Genomic DNA, 15,951 nt, shown 5'->3' with positions numbered 1-15,951 from the left:
GTGCAACCGTTGCTGCAGGGTGTACCGGATCGTGTTGTCCCAGCGGATGAAAAGATCGTCATTCCCCGTTGGAATGTTGAACGCAACGGCACTGCCGACCCCCCAAATCAATACCAGCAGCAGTACCAAAAACCCCGTAAAAAAGCTTTGCCTTCCGGCTCCTCCCTCATCCTGCTTGTTCCTGCTGTTCTCTTTCATACTGAGCTCCTTCTCCTTTAGTTGGTTGTCGCACAGGCTGAAACCATTTAAAAAATCTATTGGCCCTGCTCGACGATTTCAGCGCTGTTTTCAGAAATAACTATTTCTACTGATAAACATGGTTTTTTAGTCATACTGTTGCATTTGAACCGTGGCATGTTTCAGGCTGATAAATCTTATGCTGATCGGATCGGACTGGGAAAAAATTTGCGCTCTTCTCCGATCTAAAGCAATTGGACCTTCTAAACCAGGCCGTCAATCTTCGCAAAGCAGGACGGATTTACTCAGCACAATCATTGGCGTCCACCACACAAATGTTTAAAAATAATGAACCTTCTATGGCCAAAGCGCTCAACGCGTTATTATAACTATAAGATCAGTGCGACGCTTACTGCTGCAGACTGGCAGAAGCTCAAGAACGCGAGTTTCAAAGATCAATACCCCGGCCATAGAAGGCACAGACAAAACTATCCTAATTCATATTGTGAAATTGGAAAGAAAGTCGTTTTGGCTATTCCAGGCCGGAGGCCATGGACTGCCAATCCGGTTTCCTTTCAACTTTCTTCTTGACAGCCACCTTGCAACAGCTATCACCGCGACATATTGCAGAATAGATTTCCGGCTCATAACTGTCAGCAAACCCTGCTTCCTTTATTATCCCAACAAGCCATGCAGGTGTCATCGCTTGCCAAACCCTACAGGTGCGATCATCTGTTTTAACATCAAATTTCCCAATTCCGTATGCAGGAAACGGGCATGACAGACACTCGTACAGGAAGATATCCTGAGTATCTTCAAGAATATTTAAAGGTAACATCCAGGCAGTATATGCAGCAGTAATTATTTTTTTTAAGTTGTCGAAATTTTCAACTTTCAAAATACCCAACCGCTCGCTCATCAATTTGGTAGTGTACTCTCCAATCATAACCCAGGCAACGTTGGCGACTTCAAATGCCTTTGCACGCCCCAAAACTTTATCTGCGGCTCGCCCATAGCAGATATCCGTAAGAATCCCCGCGGCAAGGCCAAACATCGCCTGCACCGTCATGTCATGATTTTCAAATTGCTTGCTTACCCTTGCCACATAATCTTCCGACAGGTTCATTTTGTTTCTCCTTTTTAAGTTAAGATTCTCATCAGAAACATTACTTCTACCAGTATGTTAACACCTCCTTTCTTTATGGTTATTATCGCATTGCAACGGATGAGCAGGGGCGCACGGCTCAAATAAGTTCTGCATCAGCCTTTGTTCTGCATCAGCCTCTTGATATTTTTTTATTCTTCCCCACATCATTTGTCCCAACTCTCCCTCAGACAACGCCAACCTCGCAATCAGGCAATAGTTGTGTGCGCGCAGCGAGGAAACACCAAGACACAGATGAAAAATACTACGCTATACGCAGGAACGCTGCCTTTTTCATTTGATATTCCGCTATGTGACAAAGTCAAACAACTGTTTCTTTTGCTGCCATGAATACGACAAACTTTGTCATGAATACTTGCAATTCAAAACGCCTCGTTGGCCTTCGACCGGAAGCTTGGCGGCGAAGGCGGTTATTTGAATTCGAGCGTTACTCGCTGAAATTTTGAAGTGTGTCAGTCCCCGCGAACTCGGACGGCTGAGGAATGATCTTGACCGGCTCCTTGAATGTTTTTCGTTAACACCGAACAACAAGTCCCTGTTGCGCCGCTATAATTAATGAAAGATAAGATACAGTCACATAGATGGGTAGATGTTTGAGTTTTTGTTTGACACCTTTTTCCCGATCTGTCAAGCAGAAACTAAAAATAATTAACACCTGGAGGGGTTGACATGTATGCTAACGAGAATCTGCCGCTATATTTCAGAATTTATCATAAGATACGGCAAGACATTTTGGACGGGGAGTTCGAGCGGGGCGGGAAAATCGGTATTATCGAAGAGTTATCGAAAAAATATGGGGTTGCGACGGAAACCATGCGCAGGGCGATCTATCTTTTAGAAACAGAGGGGCTGGTGATCAGAAAACAAGGACGGGGGACCATCATTCCGGAAAACGCCAACCTCGACCCCGTTAAGATTGGAAATCTCGTTGTTCAGAAAAAAATTACCGAAACCGTTCTTCATTCGGATTTTGCCATTATCTCGACCGATTGGATCCCCGCGCCGCGTCGTTTTATCAAATTATACGAGCTTGATCAGAAATCATCCGAACCCATGGTCTTGAAAATAATGCACACACTTAAATTCAAAGACAACCCGGAATATAGGCTCTGCGCCGCTCATTATGTCGGTGAGCCGATGTTACACACGCTGAAAACGGATAAAACCACCGCGCCACTTGAAGTAATCCTCGCGCTATCCAAATGGATTGACACCACCCAATTGAAAACCACCGTGTCCATTATGCCCCATTTGTGCGTGGACGATATCGCCCTGTTACTGGGCATTCCCGACGGCACACCGGTTTTTCGTAATCGATATTTTGTCCGCGACCGAAAAAACAACCGCCATTGTTGGGAAACGATTTCCACCGCCAACATTCATGTTCATGAACTTGATTTCGAATAAAAACGCCTTTGGCTCAAGGTCATTCTATTGAAAAGGGGTGCTTGATGGGGTATGGTCCATTTTTTGATTTTAACCGGAAAGTGGCTGGCGTATGAAGAAAGTCTTGGGGGTTATCGGCTCGCCGCGCAAGCTCGGCAATTGTGAAGTCATGATCAAAGAAATCAGCCGAAATATTTCGGAACCGCACGAACTTCAGCTGTTGCGGTTATCGGACTTCAATGTTCTGTCTTGCAAAGCGTGCTACAAATGTCTGTTCGATGAAGGGGAATGTGTCCTTCAGGATGAATTTGGTATTATATTGGCGGCGATGTGCGAGGCGGATGCAATTATTTTAGCCGCCCCCACCTATTATCTGGGTGCCAATAGCAGTCTTAAACGCTTTATCGACAGAGGCTTCGCGTTTTATCCGAAAGTGGATCAACTTTGGGGAACCCCCTCCGTCGGTATTTGTATAGCGGCCATCCCCGGCAAGGAGGGTCACGGGCTTCTGGGGGTTGAAAACTTCCTGAAAATGGCAATGAGTGACATCAAATTGACCCGGGTTGCTTATGCCGCTTCTCCCGGTGATGTTTTTTTTAACGACACGAACAAAGCAACTGCCGCAGATCTCGCCGGCGCGTTGTTCAGCCCAGCCCGCAAGCCCGAAGGCCCCAGATGCCCGCTTTGCGGCGGAGACACCTTTCGGTTGCTGGGCAACATGTCCGTTCGCTGCATGCTTTGCAGCAACGAGGGCACCATGGACACAAGCACCGGTGAGCCGGTTCTTGCCATCAACCGGAGTGATCATGAACTTTTTCTCACGAAATCGGACATCATCGATCATAAAAACTGGCTGGTGGGCGCAAAGAACAGATTTCTTGATCAGAAGGCGGCGCTCAAAGCCGTAAGCGTCAATTACCGGCAAGACGGCACCTGGATCAAGCCTTTAAAATGATTTCCAAAGCCGATTTTGCCGAAAACTTTCAGCTGTTAACGCATCGACAGCGAGCCATCATCATGGTTAACATCATAACAGGAACCCATTATGCCGGAAGAATTATATCCGAATCTTTTCAGAATAAAAATACCCCTGCCCGAAAGCCCGTTGAAGTATTTAAATTCCTATATTATCAAAGGCGATAACCGAAGCCTTGTGGTGGACACCGGCATGAAGCATCCGGTGTGCAGAACCGCCATGTTGAACGGGTTAAAGGCGCTATCGATTCCCCTCTCAACGGTTGATTTTTTCATCACTCATTTTCATGAAGATCATTTCGGCTTGATTGGGGAGCTGCTCACCCAAGGGTGTAAGGTCTATTTTAATCGACCGGACATGAAAAGCATCGAAAGGCTGCAAAGCCTTGAACCGCTGATTCAAGCCGCCGTCAAAAACGGCTATCCGGAGGATCAACTCCGTCATCTGTTCGCGCAACGTCCCGGCATCGATTACGGAAACAAATGGATGTCGCACCTTCATTTTTTACACGATAACGACCTATTGGAAATTGGCGACTACCGATTTGTCTGCATTCATACACCCGGGCATTCCGCAGGTCATATCTGCTTATACGAATCCGAAAAAAAATTCCTGATTTCCGGTGATCATGTACTCAACGACATCTCGCCCAATATTACCTGCTGGTATGATGACATGGATCCATTAAAAGATTATCTCGAGAGTCTTGATAAAATATACCCGCTGGAAATTGACCGGGTGTTACCGGGGCATCGGTTGATCTTTACCGATATACGGCAACGAATCGATGGCTTAAAGCATCACCACATGCTTCGATTAACCGAAATTACCGGCATCCTGCAACAAAAGGCCTCTTCATTAAGTGCGTTTGAGATCGCCTCTGAAATGAAATGGGACATCACTGCGGATTCGTGGGAAGATTATCCCTGGTTTTTAAAATTTTTTGCAACCGGAGAGGCCAACACCCATTTGCGCTATCTTGAAAACAGCCATGTCATAAGCTGCGATTCCAATGGGGACATGCGGACTTACTCGTATCGGCATGATCCGTTGCATTGTTAGAAATCCGAAAAATCATCATCATCAAAAGGGATTACCTGTTCGGGGCGCACCTCTTTTGATTTTGTAGCAATCCTCTTTCCGGGTTTTGCGTCTTTTTGAAGTTTCGATTTGCGAACAGGGGGCAGGTTATGGGCTTTTTGCGCGAGCCTGCCAGCGCTCTTTTGGTTGTCGGCTTTTTCGGTGTTGACGCTGCTGCCGCCTTCAACCACTAGAATCAAATCATTAACGAAGCCCTTAATCTGCAAGGCCTGCGCGCTCATCTGTCCAGACGATGCGGCGGATTCCTCGGAATTGGCCGCATTTTTTTGGCTGGCCTTATCCATCTCGGTAATGGCGAGATTCACTTGATGAATGCCCTGCGCCTGCTCCTGGGATGCCTCCGAGATTTCATCGATCAGATGGCTGATCTTGGCGGCAATCTCAACATTTTCCTTAAATGCTTCCTGAGTCAGATGGGTCAGCTTGTTGCCGTTACCAACCACTTTCATGGTGTTTTGTATCAGCTCGGATGTATTTTTAGCGGCGGCGGCCGCGCGCATGGCTAGATTTCTCACCTCGTCGGCGACCACGGCAAATCCGGCACCCGCTTCTCCCGCCCTTGCCGCTTCAACCGCCGCGTTCAGGGCCAGCAGGTTGGTCTGAAATGCGATTTCATCAATGGTTTTGATTATTTTGCTCGTCTCCTCACTGCTTTGCGATATCTCCTCAATCGCGCGCGTCATTCTCGTCATGTTCTCGGTGACTTTGTCCACAATTCGATTGGCTTCTCCCATCATCGCCTTTGCTTCATTGGCATGATCCGCGTTTTGCTTGGTCATATTGGACATTTGCTCAAGCGAGGAGGAGGTCTCTTCAATGGCGGCTGCCTGCTGGGAAGAGGATTCGGCAAGTGATTGGCTTGCAGTTGCCACCTGCTTCGAGGCTGCGGCGATATTTTCCGCACCGTTAAAAAGCCCTTCAATGGCGAAATTAATCGGCTTCGTGATCGAATGAGCGAAATACCAGGTCAGCGGCGCGACAAAAAGCAGGCAGGCAATCGTAATGACCAGCAACCATGTCAGCATCTGCCGGACATTCTGTTGCGTTTCCGCCTTGGACAGCAAAATACCGGCCGCCCCGATGGCTTCTCCCTCTTCAATTAATGGGTAAATCCCTTCGAAAAAATGCTCACTCCCCAGCGATCGGCTTCGAAGCAGGCCAGAGGTGGAAATATCAAAACCATCCCTGCCGACGGTTGGCTGAAAGGAAAGACCCTCCGCATCAAGTTGCTGATAGTCTTTAATCATGCCGGTGGAAAGTACACCGCCCTCAAGAAAAAGGTTTATTTGCGTGCCGGAAAACAGCGATACCTGGCTGACAAAATGATGATCAATGGGAAGAGAGACGACAATCTGACCCCGCTGTTTGTTTTCCTCGGAAACATTGATCGCCGGTATGCTGGCATCCAACCACAAAGCGGTTCCGGAAACACGATAGCTCACGGCCGAGGTTTGCGGCATCGGCAGGGTCAGTACAGCTGGAAAAGGGAGCGGTTCGCTTTCCGCCTTGAAATCGCCTAAAGCCGCACGCTTTCCGGTCGGTGTGGTCACTTTGAAATAATTGCTGCTGCCGGGCGGCTCTGAAGTGAAAATCTGCACGGCATTCTCCATAATAATTGCAGCACAGACCCATTTCCCGTTGATATCATACACCACCGCCTGCGGAATGCCGAGAACAAACGCATCGTCCGCATAGTTTAGGGACATTTCCCTGGCGCTGTTTGAAATATCTTCCTTGAGATCCATCAAATCCGCAATGAGCGCCAGGTTGTTGTTCAAAACCGCCCCTTTGCTCAAACTCTCGGCAGCACGTTGTAACGCTTTCTTCTTGTTCGCCAGCTCGGCAGAAAGCACCTCTCCGGCACGCGCGATTCGATTCTCCGCCGCTTGCCGGCTCTGTCCCGCCACTAAGAAATATACAACCCCCATTGCCAGCAAAATAGAAATGATAACCGACAGAACACCGTTAATGATCAATCGTGTCTTAATGTGCAGCTTCATGTCTTCTCCCTTGAATACTGAAATAATGGATTGTGAAGGGATTGTTCCGTGGAATTTACAACATAATCTCAGGCAGTTTGTTTACCATATGGATTCAGTGGCCGCAAGCCATAAGATACGCCCGGAGTCAAGCCGAATTTGAGATTTCCTTTCGTAACTCGGACGAGAGCGTCAACGCCCTTTACCAGAAGAATGCACGCCTTTGCGTGTATGTTCGCCGAAGGTGAAAATAACTTTTATGCATCCCAGCATCCCAGCATCCGGCTTTGCCGGATTAGGAGGGTTCCCCCTCGGAACAAGGAGAAAAAACCCCGTTTGTCAAAGCGTGACAATATCGGCCGATACCATTTAAACTTCGAAAAGCATAAGACAAATATAGAACAATATGTTATGGTTCGGCTTAATGGAAGAAGGCGATCACGGATGACCGTCATGTTCATGCGGAAAGCCCTTATATGAACCATAGCGCAACCAAAGGGTTGCCATCGTCTGCCAAGGAGAATGTGCATGCGAATTGTCACCAGAGCGGATTTTGACGGTGTTGTCTGCGCCGCACTGCTTTATGAGGCTGAAAACATCACACACCCGATCTACTGGGTGGAACCAAGCGATATGCAACATGGCCGCATTCAATTGCATTCCGAGGACATTATCGCGAACTTGCCCTATGTTGAAGGTTGCGCCCTCTGGTTTGATCACCATATCACCAATGAACCGAATCGCCCAGTTAACGGGCTGTTCAAAATGGCACCGTCAGCGGCAGGAATCGTATATGAATTTTATAAGGAAAGACTAACGACGGACTTTACGGAATTGATACGGCATGCCGACGATATCGATTCGGCGAATCTGACCCGTGAGCAGGTCCGTCACCCGGAAAACGACCCCTATTTGCTGCTATCCATGACAATATCCAGCCGTATCAAAGCGGATGAGCCCTATTGGAACAAACTGGTTCAGCTTTTGCGGGGCAAGAAGATTGATCGGATCATGGCGGATAGCGAGGTCAAAACGAGATGTGAGCAAACAATCGCTCAAAACCTGCGATTTAAAGACCTGTTACGTAAGCACACACACTTGCATGGCCAGGTGGCGGTTTCCGATTTTCGTTCTTTCGAAAAATCCCCGGACGGCAACCGTTTTTTGGTCTATTCCCTTTTCCCCGAATCAATGGTCGCCGTTAAAATACGGTATGCCATTGAAGATTCGGAAAAAGTCATCGTCAGCGTTGGAAGGAGCATATTTAACCCCGGCTGCCGGGTCAATGTCGGGCAAATGCTCTCCCAATTCGGCGGGGGCGGGCATGCCGGCGCCGGAGCGGCTTCGTTTCACAAACGCCATTCGGATACGTACATTCCGGAGATAATCGACATTCTGATGAAAAACGAGTAAGGAGGCCCTATTGTGAGCAAAGTCATTTCTCCTGTGGACGAATTGATCCGTTTTGCAAAAACGGTGGTTCAGCAAGCCGGTGAGCAGGCCCTGTCATTCTACGGAAAAGGGGCGCCGACCCTAAAATTCGACTCCGACTTATTAACAAAGGCGGAAATTCAACTGACCCGGTTTTTCGAAAACCAGCTTCAAAGCACTTTCCCCGAACATCAGCTCTTTCAGAGCACGCATGCGGATCACGGCTATACACACGGGGAAAAACGCTATCTCTGGATTTTTGACCCCATCAACGGCAGCGCCAATTTTCAATCCGGTATTCCGATATGGGGTGTGTCAGTCGCTCTTTTGGAAAATTTCTGGCCGATTCTCGGCGTCTTTTACATGCCCGTTACAGGAGATTTGTTCCACGCCTGCGCGGGGGCGAAAGCCTTTCACGGCAACCGGCCTATTCAGGTAAGGGGTCACGACACATTAAACGACGAAAGCCTGCTGTTTGTTTTTTCCCGATTTCATCAGCAATTTCGCTGTTCATTTCCAGGCAAAATCAGGGACCTGGGGTGTACCGGCGCCCATTTTTGCTATGTCGCGATGGGCCGCGGTGAGGCCGTTGTGGCCGCCAACGAATCTTTCAGGGACCTAGCCGGATTGCGCGTCATCCTTGAAGCGGCAGGAGGAAAAATCTTTAATTTGGACGGCAGTGGCTTCTTTCTCAATGATTATCTCGATGGGCACAGTATTGACGGCGGGATTCTAGCGTGCTCACCAGATACCGCTACTCAGATCAAAGAATATTTGATATCAGGCTGAAAAAAAGGTATAGGCCTAATCCGGTGAAAGCTAAAAGCTTGAAGCTGGAAGGCTATAAGGCTTCAAGGATAAAAACCATTATCACTCAAATACACACATGCACGGTTATTTTGCGTGTATGCTTCTGATAGAGGTTCTATTCCGGGTTTGCCGCAAGCCGGTAGTTCACAGCTCAAACATGATCGTTTTTAGCAAATTCATCGCTGAAAGACACCCCTTGGTTTGCGCAAGCTTCCGGCAAACGGCCTAACAACCATTGGGGTTTGACAAGCGATCGCGTATCGTCTCGACATGAATCGGTATTCCCGAAAATTTAAGTAATTGTTTGCTGAACGGTTGGTGCAAATTGGTATTCGATTTTATTAAACGTATCCACAATAAGATAAGGCGGTTAAATGTAGTTAAAACAGGAGGTGCACCCCCGCCGCCACCTCACCTCTCCGGCGGCCATGCGCAACTCGGCCCCTTGGACGTCATCCCCTCCGAACCCGCTGTGGCAACCACTTCCAGCCGAAAAAGGAGCGGAAGACGGCGCCGGCGAAAGAATAAAGATACTGGCGCTCCAAACAGCATTAAGTCCGGAAGCGTCCTCGATGCCGCTCCCTGGTCTGTCGATGACTTTCAGGTGCCCCTTGCCGACGGAAAATTACGATTTCACGATCTTGATCTGCCCCCGGAAATCTTGCAAGCGGTGTATGATTTGGGATTTAAATATTGCACACCGATTCAGGCCGAGATTCTGCCCAGTACGTTGTCCGGCAAGGATGCTTCAGGCCGCGCTCAGACCGGTACCGGCAAAACCGCGGCCTTTCTCATTTCAATTTTTACAACCTTTCTGCGAACTCCCTTGCCCGATAAAGAGAAAAGAAGGCCGGGCACCCCAAGAGCGCTCATTCTCGCCCCGACTCGGGAGTTGGTGATGCAAATTGTCAAAGAAGCGCAAACCCTATCAAAATATTGCGATTTTCACACGCTCGGGGTGTTTGGGGGAATCGATTACGAAAAGCAGCACCGTGACCTAAAGGGGGAAAAGCTGGATGTCATGGTAGCCACTCCGGGTCGCTTACTCGATTTTCAGCACCGAAAAGCAGTTGATTTAAGCCATGTCGAAATCATGGTGATTGATGAGGCGGATCGAATGCTGGATATGGGGTTTATTCCGGATGTACGAAAAATCGTCCACATGACCCCGCCCAAGAGCAGCCGCCAAACCCTTCTGTTTAGCGCCACCTTGACGGACGAAGTCAGCCGCCTGACAATGCAGTGGACAAAAGACCCGGTGAAAGTGGAAATAGATCCGGAAAAAGTCGCGGTGGAGACCATCAACCAGATCGTTTACCTCGTCACCACCGACGAAAAAAAAGCGCTGCTCTATAATATTATCGCGCGACAGAATCTCGAACGGGTCATCGTTTTTTGCAACCGCCGGGACGAGACCCGCCGCCTGACGGAGTTCCTGCGGGATTATGGGGTGAATTGCGCCATGATTTCAGGTGAAATTACGCAACAAAAACGAATTCATGCCCTTGAGGACATTCGCGCCGGCCGCATCCGGGTGCTGGTGGCGACGGATGTTGCCGGCCGCGGCCTTCATATCGAAGGGGTCAGTCATGTAATTAATTACACCCTGCCGAATGATCCCGAGGATTACGTTCACCGAATCGGGCGGACCGGACGGGCCGGGGCTCTGGGCACCTCCATCAGCTTCGCCTGCGAGGAAGATTCCTTTTATCTTCCGGACATTGAAACCTTGCTCGGCTACAAGCTACCTTGCATTCATCCGGACGAGGCGTGGTTGACGTTATCTATCGCCCCGCTCAAAAAAACAAAAAAACAGCCCCCAAAACCCCGGCGCCGACGCCCTCCCCAGCACCGAAACAAACCGCCGAGCGAAAAACGGCCGGATAAAAAAGAATCGAGTTTATAGGACGGTGCAAAAAACCCAAATACCCCCATCCAGTTACCGGTGGCGCCTGAAAAAATGACATCTTTTAATATGACACTTTTTACCATCCGTTCTCTCTTAAACGGCATTCATCATGACAAGCATCGGGGAGCATGTAATGAAACAATTTGAAAATCAAATCACAGGCGTAATTGAATCTGAGGCATCGGTATGTCCTGCTGGAGAAGCCTTCCCGCTTCCCGCCCCGCAAGAATACGAGAAGGAGCTGACGCGCTTAAAGACCCTCGTTAAAACCCAGCGCGATCTGGGCCGAGAAATCGTGGTCGTGATGGGGGTCGGATTTGTGGGCGCCGTCATGGCCGGCGTCGTGGCGGACGCCACCGATAAACAATCGGGCTCGCCACGATATTTCGTTATCGGCATGCAACGGCCCTCTCCCCGCTCCTATTGGAAAATCCCTTATCTGAACCGAGGGCTTAGCCCCGTTGAAGCGGAAGATCCCGAGGTGGCGCCCCTGATAAAACGATGCGTTCAGGACAAAAGAACACTGACCGCTACCTTTACCTACGATGCGCTCAGTCTCGCGGATGTGGTGGTCGTGGATGTCCAGTGTGATTACGAAAAAAAAGATCTGGGGGATGTTAAAACCGGAAGCGCGGATATCGCGGCGCTGGAAAGCAGCCTCAAGGTGATCGGCGAGAAAATCGATCCGGCCTGTCTCGTATTGATTGAAACCACGGTGCCGCCGGGCACCACGGAATACATCGCACAACCCATCATGAAAAAGGCCTTTGAAGCCAGAGGGCTTAAAGATGCCGCACCGCTTCTGGCTCACTCCTTTGAACGCGTGATGCCGGGCCGCAACTATGTGGCATCCATTCGGGATTTTTGGCGGGTGTGCAGCGGCATCAATGACATGGCCCGGGACAAGGTGGTCGCATTTTTATCCAATGTATTAAACACCGACCAGTTTCCCCTCACCGTGCTCGATCGGCCGATGGAAAGCGAAACCTGTAAAATCGTAGAAAATTCATACCGTGCCACCCTTCTGGCATTTCTGGATGAATGGAGCGTGTTTGCCGAGAAAAACGGGGTGGATATGATCAAGGTCGTCAACGCCATCAAGGTGCGGCCCACGCATTCCAACATGATCTTTCCGGGCCCGGGCATCGGCGGGTATTGTTTGCCCAAGGACGGGGGGCTGGGAGTATGGGCGTATCACACCCTGATGGGATTTGAAGACGACCTGTTTAAAATCACGCCTTCCGCCATCAACATCAACGACACCCGGTCGCTGAGAGCGGCACAAATCACCCGGGATGCCCTGCGTAACATGGGGAAAATAGTCGCCACATCCAAAATTGCCGTGCTGGGCGCTTCCTACCGGGAAGACGTGGGAGATACCCGTTACAGCGGCTCTGAAATCATTGTCAGAAAATTGACCGAAATGGGTGGCGAAGTGGTCGCGCATGATCCCTATGTCAAACACTGGTGGGAAATCGAAAAACAAGATACCTACCCGGCGCCGGGCAAATCATGGAAACGGTTTTTCAGAAATCAGGAAATTCTAAAGGATCTTCGCGTTCAATCCGATCTTGCCGCAGTCATTCGAGACGTGGATGCCGTCCTGCTTGCCGTCCGCCACAAGGAGTACCTGAATTTGACACCCGAGGCGGTCGTTGGCATGATCGGCGGCCCGGCCGCCGTTATCGATTGTTTCGGTATTTTAGATGACACCAAAATAGAGCGTTATTTTAAGCTGGGTTGCGAAGTCAAGGGCCTTGGCCGCGGGCATATTCAGCGAATAAAGGAAAGGGTGAGACGGAGCAGGTAACCGTCGCTGTCCGTCTCGCGCGCTTATTTTTTCACCCGCTCCACATATTCGCCGGTGCGGGTGTCGATTCGAATCATTTCCCCTTGCTCGACGAACGGCGGCACCTGGATAACGTACCCCGTCTCCAGTGTCGCCGGTTTGGTGCTGCCTGCGGCGGTGTCGCCTTTGGCCCAGGGGTCGGATTGCACAATGGTTAATTCCACGAAATTCGGAAGCGTCAACCCAATCGGGCGCCGGTCAAAAAACAGGGCCTTGCAGGCCGTGTTGTCCTTCAGAAAGTACTTGGCGTCTCCCACCTGGTCTGCCTTCATGAACTCCTGCTCATACGTCGAGGAATTCATAAAACAGTAATTTTCGCCGTCAAAGTATAAATATTCCATGTCATGCTCTTCCAGGTTGGCTTCCTTGAACTTTTCATCCGAGCGGTAAGTCCGCTCGAACTGGGAGCCGGTAATCATATTTTTGAGCTTACACTTATACAGTGCTTGCCCCTTGCCCGGCTTTGTAAATTCAAATTGCACAATGACATGGGGCTGACCGTCGATCTCAATTTTCAACCCCTTCTTTAAATCGCCGCTTTCATACATATTGTTACTTCCTCCGGTATGGATATATTGGGTTTGTTGGGTGCTATCGAATTTAATCGTTACGGGTGGCGTCTCTTGTCCGTTCATGCCGGCGCACATTGGCCACCAATTTTCTGACTTGATCCAAATTCTTTTGGAAACGGATCGGTTCCCCTTCGGCATTTACTGCGTTGGTACAGGTGCAACTGTCAACACCGGCCGGATTGACCCGGCGAAGGCCATCGAGGGCATTGTCGGGAGATATTCCACCGGCAAGGATAACTGGAATTTTGCTTTGGGCCACCAAATGTGCAGCCACATCCCAATCACATATCTTTCCGGTGATGCCGACAAATCCGCTGACCGGTTGCGGCATGCCCGCTGCGCTGTTGTCCTCCTTTACGAGCAGTGTATCCGTCAAGAAATAATCGCTGATCGCCTCAAATTGCCGTGCCAGGGACAGGCTGGGAATCGATCCGTTGCATCCCGGCGGTGCGATGGGAATGGATCGCATCATTTTGATTTCCGGGAATCGTTCCTTGACGACTCGCTGCAAGTCAAATGCCTTCGCCCATTGCGCCTCTTGGCCTTGATAGCTGACCAGTGCCTCGCAAAAGTGAACCATGTTCGGCTGATAAAAATCAAGCGCCCTGGCCACTTGATCCGATGAGGTGAACAGCGGAATCAGACTGGATTTTCGGCCGGCCTTTCTGGTTGTTTCAACCACGGCCTTTATCGACGGTTGTTTCCAGTTCTCACCGGAAAGCAATACGCTGCCGATATGATCCACCCCGATTTCGACAAGCGCTTCAGCCTCCTCGGGCCGCTGCACTTCATAGATCTGAACCAGACATCTTTTCAACAACATCGTTGTCCCACCGAAATTAATAGTCCGGCCACCGACTCCCGATTCCGTGCACGTGAACGTGCACGAAAAACTCAAATGCAACGGCATCGTCATAAAATTTGCGAATGGCTTAACACATCCGAATGACCAAATCAAACCGTTTTGCTCGGAATTCGTTGTGCCTTCTTTTTGCACATTATCATCTTGAAATAAAACCCTCTTTCATATAAAACCCATCCCACAAAAGGCAAAGGAATAATTATGATACTCATCATTGATTTCGGCTCTCAATATAATCAGCTCATTGCCCGTCGTGTCCGCGAGCACCGCGTCTATTGCCAGATTGAACCGCCCGATATTTCGCTGAGCAAAATTAAGGAACTGGCCCCGAACGGCATTATTCTGTCGGGGGGACCGTCAAGCATTTATGACCCGGGCAGTCCCAAGATGGATAAGGGCCTATTCGATTTGGGAATTCCCGTTCTGGGTATTTGCTACGGCATGCAATTCATGATCGATGCCCTGGGCGGCAATGTCATCCGCGCCAATAAGCGGGAATACGGTTTTGCCGAGCTGCAGTTAAAATCGCAAGAGGGTGTGTTTCGCGGTATTCCCCAGGCCGCCACCTGCTGGATGAGTCACGGCGATTCCATTGCCGATCTTCCCGAAGGCTTCAAAATCCTTGCCGCCACTGAGAACACTGAGATTGCGGCAGCCGGTCATCCGCGCAAGAAACTCTTCGCGTTTCAGTTTCATCCGGAAGTCGAGCACACGGTTCACGGCAAAAAAATGCTTCATAATTTTTTATTCGATGTTTGCGGCTGCAAACGCCTGTGGACCATGAAATCGTTTGCCAGGGACGCCATTGCTGAAATTCAATCAGCCGTCGGTGATAAAAAGGTAATTCTCGGACTCAGCGGCGGCGTGGATTCATCTGTGACGGCCGTGTTGATCCATCAGGCGATCGGCAAACATTTGACCTGTATCTTTGTGGATAACGGGTTACTACGAAAAGACGAGGCCACCAAATTAAAAATCACCTTAAAACAACATCTGAGCCTCAACATTCGCTTCGTCAATGCCAGCAGAAATTTTCTAACGGCCCTCTCCGGCGTCACCAATCCCGAACGGAAACGCAAAATCATCGGCCGGGTTTTCATGGAAGTCTTTGAAGCGGAAGCCAAGAAAATAAAGGGGGCGGAGTTTCTTGCTCAAGGCACGCTTTATCCGGATGTTATCGAGTCCCGGTCCGCTTTCGGCGGGCCGAGCGCCGTCATCAAATCCCATCATAATGTGGGTGGACTTCCCAAAAAAATGAAATTAAAACTGGTGGAGCCGCTTAAATACCTCTTTAAAGATGAAGTCCGCGAATTGGGAAAGGCGCTGGGAATGCCCGATGAACTGGTCTGGCGTCAACCCTTTCCAGGTCCCGGCTTGGGTATTCGAATTATCGGCGAAATCACCCCGAAACGCCTGTCTGTTTTAAGAGAAGTGGATGCCATCCTTCTTGAAGAAATCAGGTCCAATGGCTACTATAATAAAGTATGGCAGTCCTTTGCGGTACTCCTACCGATTAAAAGTGTCGGCGTCATGGGGGATATGAGAACTTATGAAGATATTATCGCTATCCGCGCGGTAACCAGCAAAGACGCCATGACCGCGGATTGGGCAAGGTTGCCGCATGAATTGCTGGGCAAAATCTCAAACCGGATTATTAATGAGGTTAAAGGCGTGAACCGCGTTGTTTATGACATCAGCTCGAAACCACCGAGCACCATCGAATGGGAATAAACA

The 15,951-nt window shown here is 49.5% G+C and carries 13 protein-coding genes; 8 read left to right on the top strand and 5 right to left on the bottom strand.

What is annotated here, in order from left to right; translation table 11 throughout:
• Together RBT11_13440 and RBT11_13435 are read right to left on the bottom strand one after the other, a co-directional pair.
• Window positions 1–198, bottom strand: a 198-nt coding sequence (locus RBT11_13440) for a hypothetical protein (GenBank protein ID MDX9787781.1), incomplete at its 3' end; no start/stop codon positions are given.
• Between the two features lie 511 nt (window positions 199–709).
• Window positions 710–1,303, bottom strand: a complete 594-nt coding sequence (locus RBT11_13435) for a hypothetical protein (GenBank protein MDX9787780.1) — start codon at window positions 1,301–1,303, stop codon at window positions 710–712.
• 708 nt (window positions 1,304–2,011) lie between these two features.
• Here RBT11_13435 and RBT11_13430 point away from each other — a divergent pair.
• The 3 genes from RBT11_13430 (at window position 2,012) to RBT11_13420 (ending at window position 4,766) form a co-directional block, all read left to right on the top strand.
• Window positions 2,012–2,749: a GntR family transcriptional regulator gene (locus tag RBT11_13430; GenBank protein MDX9787779.1), complete on the top strand. Its 738-nt coding sequence runs from the start codon at window positions 2,012–2,014 to the stop codon at window positions 2,747–2,749.
• A 91-nt stretch (window positions 2,750–2,840) separates the two neighbouring features.
• Window positions 2,841–3,683 (top strand): flavodoxin family protein, encoded by an 843-nt coding sequence (locus RBT11_13425; GenBank protein MDX9787778.1) that lies wholly within the window; start codon window positions 2,841–2,843, stop codon window positions 3,681–3,683.
• Between the two features lie 90 nt (window positions 3,684–3,773).
• Window positions 3,774–4,766 (top strand): MBL fold metallo-hydrolase, encoded by a 993-nt coding sequence (locus RBT11_13420; protein MDX9787777.1) that lies wholly within the window; start codon window positions 3,774–3,776, stop codon window positions 4,764–4,766.
• Here RBT11_13420 and RBT11_13415 read toward each other — a convergent pair.
• Window positions 4,763–6,805 carry a methyl-accepting chemotaxis protein gene (locus RBT11_13415; protein MDX9787776.1) on the bottom strand — a complete coding sequence of 681 codons (2,043 nt, stop codon included), beginning with the start codon at window positions 6,803–6,805 and terminating at the stop codon, window positions 4,763–4,765. The two genes, RBT11_13420 and RBT11_13415, sit on opposite strands and share 4 nt — an antisense overlap.
• Window positions 6,806–7,312: 507 nt before the next feature.
• Here RBT11_13415 and RBT11_13410 point away from each other — a divergent pair.
• The 4 genes from RBT11_13410 (at window position 7,313) to RBT11_13395 (ending at window position 12,744) form a co-directional block, all read left to right on the top strand.
• Window positions 7,313–8,197, top strand: a complete 885-nt coding sequence (locus tag RBT11_13410; GenBank protein MDX9787775.1) for an exopolyphosphatase — start codon at window positions 7,313–7,315, stop codon at window positions 8,195–8,197.
• Between the two features lie 12 nt (window positions 8,198–8,209).
• A complete protein-coding gene (locus RBT11_13405) occupies window positions 8,210–9,004 on the top strand; it encodes an inositol monophosphatase family protein (GenBank protein MDX9787774.1) in 795 nt (264 codons plus the stop codon).
• Between the two features lie 466 nt (window positions 9,005–9,470).
• Window positions 9,471–10,931: a DEAD/DEAH box helicase gene (locus RBT11_13400; protein MDX9787773.1), complete on the top strand. Its 1,461-nt coding sequence runs from the start codon at window positions 9,471–9,473 to the stop codon at window positions 10,929–10,931.
• Between the two features lie 136 nt (window positions 10,932–11,067).
• Window positions 11,068–12,744 carry a UDP binding domain-containing protein gene (locus RBT11_13395; protein MDX9787772.1) on the top strand — a complete coding sequence of 559 codons (1,677 nt, stop codon included), beginning with the start codon at window positions 11,068–11,070 and terminating at the stop codon, window positions 12,742–12,744.
• Between the two features lie 23 nt (window positions 12,745–12,767).
• Here RBT11_13395 and efp read toward each other — a convergent pair whose 3' ends face one another.
• Window positions 12,768–13,331 (bottom strand): elongation factor P, encoded by a 564-nt coding sequence (efp, locus tag RBT11_13390; protein MDX9787771.1) that lies wholly within the window; start codon window positions 13,329–13,331, stop codon window positions 12,768–12,770.
• A 52-nt stretch (window positions 13,332–13,383) separates the two neighbouring features.
• Window positions 13,384–14,178 carry a hypothetical protein gene (locus RBT11_13385; protein ID MDX9787770.1) on the bottom strand — a complete coding sequence of 265 codons (795 nt, stop codon included), beginning with the start codon at window positions 14,176–14,178 and terminating at the stop codon, window positions 13,384–13,386.
• Between the two features lie 240 nt (window positions 14,179–14,418).
• Here RBT11_13385 and guaA point away from each other — a divergent pair, with 240 nt between their 5' ends.
• A complete protein-coding gene (guaA, locus tag RBT11_13380) occupies window positions 14,419–15,948 on the top strand; it encodes a glutamine-hydrolyzing GMP synthase (protein ID MDX9787769.1) in 1,530 nt (509 codons plus the stop codon).
• Window positions 15,949–15,951 lie beyond the last annotated feature (3 nt).

Source organism: Desulfobacterales bacterium (assembly GCA_034003325.1).
Lineage (GTDB): Bacteria > Desulfobacterota > Desulfobacteria > Desulfobacterales > JAFDDL01 > JAVEYW01.
This window is presented reverse-complemented; position numbering and strand designations above follow the sequence as displayed.